The organism is Rhodococcus sp. O3, assembly GCF_048897285.1.
GTDB lineage: Bacteria > Actinomycetota > Actinomycetes > Mycobacteriales > Mycobacteriaceae > Rhodococcus.
Window position 1 is genome coordinate 1 of sequence record NZ_JBMBTE010000151.1, and the last position, 10,696, is coordinate 10,696.

At 68.2% G+C, this 10,696-nt stretch carries 9 protein-coding genes and 1 pseudogene; 7 read left to right on the top strand and 3 right to left on the bottom strand.

Annotated features, from left to right (window positions below; translation table 11 throughout):
- The 7 genes and pseudogenes from ACN675_RS25365 to katG form a co-directional block, all read left to right on the top strand.
- Nucleotides 1-222: pseudogene (locus tag ACN675_RS25365) on the top strand (hypothetical protein); the annotation flags it as partial.
- Between the two features lie 92 nt (nucleotides 223-314).
- Nucleotides 315-638 (top strand): DUF6802 family protein, encoded by a 324-nt coding sequence (locus ACN675_RS25370; protein ID WP_420753462.1) that lies wholly within the window; start codon nucleotides 315-317, stop codon nucleotides 636-638.
- Between the two features lie 276 nt (nucleotides 639-914).
- Nucleotides 915-2,747: a phosphoenolpyruvate carboxykinase (GTP) gene (locus tag ACN675_RS25375; protein WP_420753463.1), complete on the top strand. Its 1,833-nt coding sequence runs from the start codon at nucleotides 915-917 to the stop codon at nucleotides 2,745-2,747.
- Between the two features lie 217 nt (nucleotides 2,748-2,964).
- Entirely contained in the window at nucleotides 2,965-3,900 is a 936-nt protein-coding gene (gene cysK, locus ACN675_RS25380; protein WP_420753464.1) for a cysteine synthase A, read from the top strand.
- A gap of 7 nt (nucleotides 3,901-3,907) precedes the next feature.
- Nucleotides 3,908-4,492 carry a serine O-acetyltransferase EpsC gene (gene epsC, locus ACN675_RS25385; RefSeq protein WP_420753465.1) on the top strand — a complete coding sequence of 195 codons (585 nt, stop codon included), beginning with the start codon at nucleotides 3,908-3,910 and terminating at the stop codon, nucleotides 4,490-4,492.
- 106 nt (nucleotides 4,493-4,598) lie between these two features.
- The gene (locus tag ACN675_RS25390; protein ID WP_420753466.1) at nucleotides 4,599-5,042 is read left to right on the top strand and encodes a Fur family transcriptional regulator; all 444 of its coding nucleotides are present in this window, start codon (nucleotides 4,599-4,601) and stop codon (nucleotides 5,040-5,042) included.
- A 40-nt stretch (nucleotides 5,043-5,082) separates the two neighbouring features.
- Nucleotides 5,083-7,260, top strand: coding sequence for a catalase/peroxidase HPI (gene katG / locus ACN675_RS25395; RefSeq protein WP_420753467.1), 2,178 nt, complete (start codon nucleotides 5,083-5,085; stop codon nucleotides 7,258-7,260).
- A 56-nt stretch (nucleotides 7,261-7,316) separates the two neighbouring features.
- On the opposite strand, the gene ACN675_RS25400 is transcribed toward katG, so the two are convergent.
- From ACN675_RS25400 to ACN675_RS25410, 3 genes are all read right to left on the bottom strand, one after another.
- A complete protein-coding gene (locus ACN675_RS25400; RefSeq protein WP_420753468.1) occupies nucleotides 7,317-8,765 on the bottom strand; it encodes an aldehyde dehydrogenase in 1,449 nt (482 codons plus the stop codon).
- A gap of 31 nt (nucleotides 8,766-8,796) precedes the next feature.
- Nucleotides 8,797-9,936, bottom strand: a complete 1,140-nt coding sequence (locus tag ACN675_RS25405) for a phosphotransferase family protein (protein ID WP_420753469.1) — start codon at nucleotides 9,934-9,936, stop codon at nucleotides 8,797-8,799.
- A gap of 87 nt (nucleotides 9,937-10,023) precedes the next feature.
- Nucleotides 10,024-10,696 (bottom strand): dienelactone hydrolase family protein (locus ACN675_RS25410; RefSeq protein WP_420753470.1); only part of this gene is annotated, 673 nt, incomplete at its 5' end.

Genomic DNA, 10,696 nt, shown 5'->3' on the forward strand with positions numbered 1-10,696 from the left:
GCATGGGTGCTCGCCAGGATCGTCGACGCCGAGGCCCGGACCGCCGCGACCACCGCGGCGCAGCACGCCGCCCGGGTGTCGGCCCTGCACGACCGGGTCACCGCGATCGACGAGGAACTGCGCCGGCATCTCGGGGAACGCAATGCCCGCGTCGAGGCGTGCCGGCGAGATCTGGCGGTGCTGGACCGTCCGGCGCCGGCCCGTCCGGGGAACCGCGGGTGAGGTCGGCGCGTCCAACCCTGTGAGAACCCGGAAACACACGGGTGCGGAGAACCCCGAAACATGTAGATGCGACCGTTCGAGGAGGCACACAGGTGGAGACCTACCCGATTCCCGATTCGCTGCCCGAGCCCGAGGGCTTCGCCTCGGGCGCGTCGTTCGATCCGGTTTCCGCCGCCGCGCTGGCCGACGCCGCGGACCCGTCCGTGGACCTGGACGGCGACGGCACGTTCGACACGGTCACGTGGTCTTCGTCGTCTGCGCTGGTCGTCGCCACCGACCTCGACGACGACGGCAGCACCGACCGGCTCACCGCGATCGCCGACGACGGCGAGTTCGGAGTGTGGGAGTTCCACCGCGAGCCCGACGGCACACCGCGCTGGCTGCGTGTGGACGCCGGCAAGCTGGGTGTCGAGTGAGATGAATCGCTCGGCCGGACTACGACCTTTTCGGTAGGATGCGCCCTCTGAATCGTTTCTGTGACATTTCCGACCGGACCCGATTCCCCCCGATCGGAAGTCCGGCGTTAACCTCTATGAATAGGACTTCCGGCGCTCGTTTCCTCCGTTCGGCCACGGGGGTAAGCGGGTGGTACCCCTGCCGAGAGGGGAATCTCGGGTCCGCCACTGGTTTCTGCGTACATTTGTGCAGGTCGGAGGCTGGATCCGATTCCGGGCACACCCCAGGAGAGTTTGATGACCTCAGCGACCATTCCCGGTCTCAACGGAACCGACGACAAGCCCCCGACCCAGCATGCCGAGTTGCTTGCCTGGGTCCAGGAGATTGCCGAGCTCACCGAGCCGGATCGCGTTGTCTGGGCCGACGGTTCCGACGAGGAATGGGATCGGCTGACCACCCAGCTGGTGGAGGCCGGGACGTTCACGCGCCTGAACGACGAGAAGAAGCCGAACTCGTTCCTCGCCAGCTCCGATCCGTCGGACGTCGCGCGCGTCGAGTCCCGCACCTTCATCTGCTCGAAGAACGAGATCGACGCCGGTCCGACGAACAACTGGGTCGACCCGGACGAGATGCGTGCCACCATGACCGAGCTGTACCGCGGCAGCATGCGCGGTCGCACGCTCTACGTCGTGCCGTTCTGCATGGGTCCCCTCGGCGCGGACGACCCGAAGCTCGGCGTGGAACTCACCGACTCCGAGTACGTGGTCGTGTCCATGCGCATCATGACCCGCATGGGTACTGCCGCTCTCGAGAAGCTGGGCACGGACCGTCCGTTCGTGAAGGCTCTGCACTCGGTCGGCGCGCCGCTCGAACCCGGCCAGAAGGATGTGCCGTGGCCGTGCAGCGACACCAAGTACATCACCCACTTCCCCGAGGACCGCGAGATCTGGAGCTACGGCTCCGGCTACGGCGGCAACGCTCTGCTCGGCAAGAAGTGCTACTCGCTGCGTATCGCGTCGGCGATGGCCCACGACGAGGGCTGGCTCGCCGAGCACATGCTGATCCTCAAGCTGATCTCGCCCGAGGACAAGGCCTACTACATCGCGGCGGCGTTCCCGTCGGCGTGTGGCAAGACCAACCTCGCGATGATCCAGCCGACCATCCCGGGCTGGCGTGCCGAGACCCTCGGCGACGACATCGCGTGGATGCGCTTCGGTGAGGACGGCCGCCTGTACGCCGTGAACCCCGAGTTCGGCTTCTTCGGCGTCGCGCCGGGCACCAGCGCGGATTCGAACCCGAACGCGATGGCGACCATCGAGGCCGGCAACACCATCTACACCAACGTCGCGAAGACCGACGACGGCGACATCTGGTGGGAGGGCATCGGCGGCGAGAAGCCGGCGCACCTGACCGACTGGCTGGGCAACGACTGGACCCCCGAGTCCGGCACCAACGCCGCGCACCCGAACTCGCGGTACTGCACCCCGATGTCGCAGTGCCCGATCCTCGCGCCCGAGTGGGACGACCCGCAGGGTGTGCCGATCTCCGCGATCCTGTTCGGTGGCCGCCGCAAGACGACGGTTCCGCTGGTCAGCGAGTCCTTCGACTGGCAGCACGGCACCTTCCTCGGTGCGACCCTGTCGTCCGAGCAGACCGCCGCGGCCGAAGGCAAGGTCGGCAACGTCCGTCGCGACCCGATGGCGATGCTGCCGTTCCTCGGCTACAACGCCGGCGACTACCTCGCCCACTGGATCACCCTCGGCAAGAACGCCGACTCGGCGAAGCTGCCGAAGATCTTCTACGTGAACTGGTTCCGTCGCGGCGAGGACGGCCGCTTCCTGTGGCCGGGCTTCGGCGAGAACTCGCGTGTGCTGAAGTGGATCGTCGACCGCATCGAGCACAAGGCCGACGCGCAGACCACCCCGATCGGGTACGTCCCGACCGCCGCCGACCTCACGCTCGACGGCCTGGACGTCGATCCCGCCGACGTCGACGAGGCCCTGAAGGTCGACGTCGACGAGTGGAAGGCCGAGATCGAGGGCATCGCCGAGTGGTTCGAGTTCCTCGGCGAGAAGGTGCCCTCGGGCATCCGCGACGAGTTCGAGGCACTCAAGCAGCGCCTCGGCTGACAACAGGTTCGAACGGAAGGCCGCCCCGGTTCGCCGGGGCGGCCTTCCGCGTTCCTGGCACCCCCTGCGGCAACGGGGATCGCGGTCCTCTGACCTGCGTAGACTTTTGCTCACGGTGATTCGAACTCCCCAGGTGAACCGGTCCCGGGACCGGATGGTGCAATAGGTGCATCGCACACGAGAGCCGGTCGCTCGACGGCCGGGAGGAGGACCAGCTATGAGCGGGATCTACAACAATGTCACCGAGTTGGTGGGGCGCACCCCCATCGTCAAGCTCAACCGGCTGACCGACGGTCTCGGCGCGACCGTCGCGGCCAAGCTCGAGTTCTACAACCCGGCCAACAGCGTCAAGGACCGGATCGGTGTCGCGATCATCGACGCCGCCGAGAAGTCCGGTGAGCTGAAGCCCGGCGGCACGATCGTCGAGGGCACCAGCGGCAACACCGGCATCGCCCTCGCGATGGTCGGCGCCGCTCGCGGCTACAAGGTCATCCTGACGATGCCGGAGACGATGTCGACCGAGCGTCGCGTCATGCTGCGCGCCTACGGCGCCGAGATCGTCCTCACCCCGGGCGCCGAGGGCATGAAGGGCGCGGTCGCGAAGGCCGAGGAGATCGTGGCGAACACCGAGAACGCGGTTCTCGCACGCCAGTTCGGCAACCCGGCCAACCCCGAGATCCACGAGCGCACCACCGGTGAAGAGGTCTGGGAGGACACCGCCGGCGAGATCGACATCTTCGTCGCGGGTATCGGCACCGGCGGCACCCTCACCGGTGTCGGCCGCAACCTCAGGGCCCGCAAGCCCGGCGTGCAGATCATCGGCGTCGAGCCCGCGGACTCCCCGATCCTGACCGGCGGCGAGCCCGGCCCCCACAAGATCCAGGGCCTCGGTGCGAACTTCGTGCCCGAGATCCTCGACCGCGAGATCTACGACGAGATCATCGACGTCAAGTTCGACGACGCGATCGACGTCGCGCGTCGTCTCGGCACCGACGAGGGCATCCTCGGCGGCATCTCCGCCGGTGCGAACGTGTGGGCGGCGCTCGAGGTCGCGAAGCGTCCCGAGAACGCCGGCAAGCTGATCGTCGTGGTCGTTCCCGACTTCGGCGAGCGCTACATCTCGACCCCGCTGTTCGAGCACATCCGGGACTGAGTGCACGGTGAACCTGCTGCGAACTCTCCGGGAGGATCTCGGCGCTGCGCGTGGGCACGACCCGGCCGCGCGCAGTGACGTCGAGAACGCGATCGTCTACTCGGGACTGCACGCGATCTGGTCGCATCGGCTCGCGCACCGGATGTGGGGCAAACCCGCGCTGCGCGGTCCGGCCCGGATGCTCGCGCAGTTCACCCGATTCCTCACCGGAATCGAGATCCACCCCGGTGCCACCATCGGCCGTCGGTTCTTCATCGACCACGGCATGGGTGTCGTGATCGGCGAGACCGCCGAGATCGGTGACGACGTGATGCTCTATCACGGCGTCACCCTCGGCGGCCGGTCGATGGCGAAGGAGAAGCGCCACCCCACGATCGGCAATCGCGTCACGATCGGTGCCGGCGCGAAGGTGCTCGGCCCGATCACCGTCGGCGACGACAGCGCGGTCGGGGCGAACGCCGTTGTCACCCGGGACGTTCCGCCGGACTCGATCGCAACGGGCATTCCCGCGACGATCCGGTCCCGGACCCGGAAGCAACACGAACCGCTGGTCGATCCGACCAGCTACATCGATCCCGCGATGTACATCTGAGCGCCCTTCGAGCCGCTCCCTTTCCTCGGGTGATGGGAATCGACGATGTCGGTTCCCATCACCCGATTTTGCGACTCATTCCAGAAAAGTGCGTCATAGTGGTGACGTGCCCTCTACGCCGGAGTACGTAGAGCAATTACGTACCGCAGCGCTACGCGTGACCCGCCCCCGGGTCGCGGTGCTCGACGCGGTGCACGAGAATCCGCACGCCGATACCGACACGATCTTCGTGACGGTGCGCACCGTGCTGCCCGACGTGTCCCGTCAGGCCGTCTACGACGTGCTGCACGCGCTGACCGAGGCCGGTCTGATCCGGCGGATCCAGCCTGCCGGTTCGGTCGCCCGTTACGAATCGCGGGTCGGCGACAACCATCACCATCTCGTGTGCCGCTCGTGCGGCGCCATCACCGACGTCGACTGCGCCGTCGGAGACGCCCCGTGCCTGACGGCTTCGGACTCGAACGGCTATCTCGTCGACGAGGCCGAGGTCGTCTACTGGGGACTGTGCCCCGACTGTTCTCCTCCGCCGACTTCACGGCCACGACCGTGAGCAAGGTCCGCGTCACCCACACCTGGAAGGAAGGGCCCAAGTGTCCGAAAGCGAAAATCCGGTCATCGAATCGCCGACGCCCAAGGCGCACCGTCCGCTCACCAACCGGGACTGGTGGCCGGATCAAGTAGATCTCAGTGTCCTGCAACATAATTCGGAGCGCACCTCGCCGCTGGGTGCCGATTTCGACTACCCGACCGAATTCGCGAAGCTCGACCTCGAAGCGTTGAAACGTGACCTCGTCGAGGTGATGACCACCTCGCAGGACTGGTGGCCCGCGGACTTCGGTCACTACGGTCCGCTGTTCATCCGCATGAGCTGGCATGCCGCGGGTACCTACCGCATCGCCGACGGTCGCGGCGGTGGTGGCCAGGGCGCGCAGCGGTTCGCGCCGCTCAACAGCTGGCCGGACAACGCGAGCCTCGACAAGGCCCGCCGGCTGCTGTGGCCGATCAAACGGAAGTACGGAAACCGCATCTCGTGGGCCGACCTGATCATCTACGCGGGCAACGTCGCTTACGAGTCGATGGGCTTCCCCACGTTCGGCTTCGCGTTCGGCCGCGAGGACATCTTCGAACCCGAGGAGGTCTTCTGGGGACCGGAGGATTCCTGGCTCGGCGACGCGCGCTACGCCGGCGACCGCGAACTACAGGGTCCGCTGGGTGCCGTGCAGATGGGCCTGATCTATGTGAATCCGGAAGGCCCCAACGGTAATCCGGATCCACTCGAGGCGGCCCGCGACATCCGTGAGACGTTCGGCCGGATGGCGATGAACGACATCGAGACCGCGGCGCTCATCGTCGGCGGTCACACCGTCGGGAAGACCCACGGTGCCGCCCCGGCCGATCACGTCGGACCGGAACCCGAGGCCGCACCGCTCGAGCAGCAGGGTCTGGGCTGGAAGAACACCCACGGCACCGGGGTCGGCGCCGATGCGATCACCAGTGGTCTCGAAGGCATCTGGACCCCGACACCGACGAAGTGGGACAACAGCTTCCTCGAGACGCTGTACGGCTTCGAGTGGGAGAAGACCCAGAGCCCGGCCGGGGCGTGGCAGTGGGTGCCGAAGGACGGTGCCGGCGCCGATCTCGTCCCGGACGCCCACGATCCGTCGAAGAAGCACGCCCCGACGATGCTCACCACCGACCTGTCGCTGCGCTTCGACCCGATCTACGGGCCGATCACCCGCCGGTGGCTCGACCATCCGGAGGAACTCAACGAGGAGTTCGCCAAGGCCTGGTACAAGCTGCTGCACCGCGACATGGGACCGGTCTCGCGGTATCTCGGTCCGTGGGTTCCGGAACCGCAGTTGTGGCAGGACCCGGTCCCGCCCGTCGACCACGAACTGGTCGGTGCGGACGACGTCGCCGCGCTCGAGGAGAAGGTGCTCGAGTCGGGACTGACGATTCCGCAGCTGGTCGCGACCGCGTGGGGGTCGGCGTCGAGCTTCCGGGGCACCGACAAGCGTGGCGGTGCGAACGGGGCGCGGATCCGGCTCGCCCCGCAGAAGGACTGGGAGGTCAACGAACCCGCGCAGCTCGCCGAGGTGCTCGCGAAGCTCGAATCGATCCGTCAGGACTTCGAGAGCGGCGGCAAGAAGATCTCGCTCGCCGACCTCATCGTGCTCGCGGGTGGTGCGGCGATCAAGAAGGCCGCGAAGAATGCGGGTCTCGACCTCGAGGTGCCGTTCACTCCGGGCCGGACGGACGCGACGCAGGAGATGACGGACGTCGACTCGTTCGCGGTCCTCGAACCGCCCGCCGACGGCTTCCGCAACTACCTGCCCGCCGGGGAGAAGCGCCAGCCGGAGAAACTGTTCGTCGAGCGTGCCAATCTGCTGTCGCTGACCGCACCGGAGCTGACGGTGCTCGTCGGCGGGCTGCGGGCGCTGAACGCCAATCACGGCGGTAGCTCCCACGGCGTGCTCACCGACCGGCCGGAGGCGTTGACCAACGACTTCTTCGCCAACCTGCTCGACATGGGCACGGAGTGGAAGACGTCCGAGTCGACGGAGAACGTCTACGAGGGCCGCGACCGCGCGACGGGGCAGGTGAAGTGGACGGCGACCGCCGTCGATCTGATCTTCGGCGCCAACTCGGTGCTGCGCGGGCTGTCGGAGATCTACGGCGCCGACGACGCGCAGGCCAAGTTCGCCGAAGACTTCGTCGCCGCGTGGACGAAGGTGATGAACCTCGACCGGTTCGACGTGAAGAGGTAGTGCCGGACACGAGGGGCGCCCCGGCCACGGCCGGAGCGCCCCTCGTCGTATGCGGATCAGCCCTGGTAGCCGGGCGGGTAGAGCACGGACTTCAGCTCGCAGAACGCCTCGATGCCCTCGGGGCCGTTCTCGCGGCCGATGCCGGAGTTCTTGTAGCCGCCGAACGGCGAGCCCGGGTCGAAGGCGTACCAGTTGATGCCGTAGGTGCCGGTGCGGACCTGCGCGGCGACCTCGAGTCCCTTCTCGATGTCGGTGGTGTACACCGAACCGGCCAGGCCGTAGTCCGAATCGTTGGCGATCTTGATCGCCTCGTCGACCGAGTCGTACGGGAGGATGGACAACACCGGGCCGAAGATCTCCTCGCGGGCGATCGTCATCGAGTTGTCGACGTCCGCGAACACGGTCGGTTCGACGTAGTAGCCGGTCTCGATGCCGGCCGGGCGGCCACCGCCGAGGACCAGGCGGGCACCTTCCTTCTTGCCCTGCTCGATGTACCCCTCGACGCGGGCACGCTGCTTCTCGGAGATCAGCGGGCCCAGCTGCGCGGCCGGATCGTCGGGCAGGCCGACGGGGAAGAACGCGGCGGTCGCGACGACCTTCTCGACGACCTCGTCGTAGCGCGAGCGCGGCGCCAGGATGCGGGTCTGGCCGACGCACGCCTGCCCGGTGTTCATGAGGCCGGACATCACGAGCATCGCGATCGTCGAATCCAGATCGGCGTCCTCGAGCACGATCGCGGCGGACTTGCCGCCGAGTTCGAGCGAGCAGCGCTTGAGGTTCTGTGCGGCGATCGCACCGATGTGCTTGCCGACCGCGGTGGATCCGGTGAAGGTGACCTTGTCGATGTCGGGGTGCGAGACCAGGTACTCGCCGGTCTCGGCGCCGCCCTGCACGATCGACAGCACACCCTCGGGCAGCCCGGCCTCGGCGAAGATCTCGGCGACCATGTTGATCGTCAACGGCGCCTCGGGCGCCGGCTTGAGCACGACCGAGCAGCCCGCGAGCAGCGCCGGACCCAGCTTGTTCGCCGCCAGGAACAGCGGCACGTTCCACGCGACGACTGCGGCGACCACACCGACGGGCTCGCGGGTGACGCGGGTGCGGCCGAACGAACCGGACCGCTCGTCGACCCACGGGAACGTCTCGGCGGCGCTCGCGTAGTAGTTCAGGGTGCCCAGCGCCGAGGTCATCTGCATCATCTGCACCGACGCCGGGGGCTGGCCCATCTCGTCGGTGAGCTTCGCGGTGATCTCCGCGGAGCGCTCCTCGATCAGCTTGGCGGCCTTGGCGATCACCTGCGCGCGTTCGGCGGGCGTGGTGCGGGGCCACGGGCCGTCGTCGAATGCGCTGCGGGCAGCGGCGATCGCGGCGTCGATGTCCTTCGGTCCGGCGACGGGGACCGAGCCGACGCGTTCCTCCGTGGCGGGGGAGAACACCTCGAGCTTCTCGTCCGTCGACGGTGCGACCCACCGGCCGCCGATGAAGAGCTTGTCGTAGTCGGTCATGTTCCTCTTCCTCGTAACTTGTTCTGCGAACTCACGTCAGGGCTTGCCAGTAGGTGCCGTCGAGCATCGCCTCGAGGGTCGCGCGGTGCAGGATCATCGAGTCGGGATCGTCGGGTTGCTCGGCCTGCCCGAAATGGACGGCGCGAGTCTGGATGCGCAGCATGATGATCGCGTGCTGCAGCGCGGCGTAGCAGGTGTGGAAGTCCAGGTGCTGCGGGGTGTGCCCGGTCCGGGCGGCGTACGCGGCGGCGAGGTCGTCGCGGCGCAGGAAGCCGGGCAGCCCGGGCAGGTTGGCCGCAGCGGCGATGTCCTCGAAGAACCTGTGCAGGAACGTCATCCATGCCAGGTCCATCTCGCGGGCACCGATGGTGGCGAGTTCCCAGTCGAGGACGGCGACGGGCTCGAAGTCGTCGAACAGGATGTTGCCGATGCGGGCGTCGCCCCAGCACACCACGGCCGGGGACGGATCGTCCGGTACGTGTTCGTCGAGCCACGCGAAGGCGCGTTCGATGAGCGGCGAGCGCGGCCCGGTCCGGGTGGTCCACTCGTAGTAGGCGCGCTGCCGGTCGATGTGGGCGCGCACCGCCGCGGTCGCGTCGGGTGGGGTGTCGAGATCGGCGATGCCGGGATCGACTGCGTCGAGCGGTAATTCGTGGATCCGGGCGAGGATGTCGACCGCGGCGTCCTGTATCGCGGCTCGTTGCGTGTCGTCGGCCTCGGTGACCCACGAACCGAAGTTGTAGGGCATGACGTCCGGTGGGACGACACCGTCGACGCGGGACATGACGAAGAACGGAGCGCCGAGCGGGCCGGCGTCGGGTTCCGACCACAGGACCGCCGGAACCGGCACGTCGGTGTGCTCGGCGACGGCCCGCATGATCCGGAACTGGGAGTCGAGGTCGTAGGTGGGGAACACGGGCACGGCGGTCGCCGCGGGCGCGATGCGGGCCACGAGCCGGTGGGTGCGGCCGTCCCAGGTCGCGTCGAACAGCAGGGTTTCGCTGGACATCCCGGTCGCGTCGGGGGAGTGCACGTTGTCCACGCGGGGATCCGGAACGCGTTCGGCGAGCCATCGCTGCAGGTCGGCGCGGATCTGTTCGGGGTCGCGACGGGAATCGTGGGGGCGGGCGACTTCGGCGTGGTGTGCGGTGTCCTCCGGATCGATGATCACCCGCGCCTCCCTCCGTGTCCTCGTGCTGTGACCTCGAACACTAGAACACGTTTCAGCTTTACGGAAGGGAGCTCCCGGTATCGGGGATCAGCCGGGATGCTGCTCGAACCACTCGAGCATCATCCGCCAGGCCTCGGCAGCCGCGGCCGGGTCGTACCGCGGCCCGGTGTCGTTGAAGAACGCGTGGTCGGCGCCGGCGAACGTCACCACCTCGTGCGTGAGCCCGGCCTGCTCGAGCGCCGCGGTCGCGGCATCGCGGGTCGCGTTGACCCGCTGGTCCTTCTCCGCGTAGATCGCCAGCACCGCCGCCCGCGACCCGGAGAAGTCCGCTCCCTCGGGCAGGGGCCCGTAGAACGGGACGGCGTTGGCCAGGCGCGGCTCACCGGAGGCGAGCAGCAGCCAGGTCATGCCCCCGCCGAAACAGAAGCCGACCGCCTCGATCGGCAGGCCGGGGAGCCGTCGGGACAGTTCGTCGACCCCCGCCTTCATGTCCGCGGTGAACCGCTCCGTCGGCACGTTGCTCAGCGCCGCGGTCGCCGCGGCCGGATCGGCGAACGACGCCGTGCCGCCCTCCTCGGACAGCAGGTCGATCGCCAGCGCCGAATAGCCCGCACCGGCGAAGCGCCCGGCGACCGAGCGGATGTGATCGTTGAGTCCCTTGTTCTCGTGGATCACCAGGACGCCGCCGCGCGGCTCGGTGGCGCCGGCCCAGGCCCCCTGCAGGGTGCGGCCGTCCGGGCCCGGGAAGGTGACCTCCTCG

What these genes read in the sequence shown, in the direction of transcription:
- ACN675_RS25375 (WP_420753463.1), top strand. Translation starts at nt 915, where the DNA reads ATGACCTCAGCGACCATTCCCGGTCTCAACGGAACCGACGACAAGCCC.
- cysK (WP_420753464.1), top strand. Translation starts at nt 2,965, where the DNA reads ATGAGCGGGATCTACAACAATGTCACCGAGTTGGTGGGGCGCACCCCC.
- ACN675_RS25400 (WP_420753468.1), bottom strand. Translation starts at nt 8,765, where the DNA reads ATGACCGACTACGACAAGCTCTTCATCGGCGGCCGGTGGGTCGCACCG.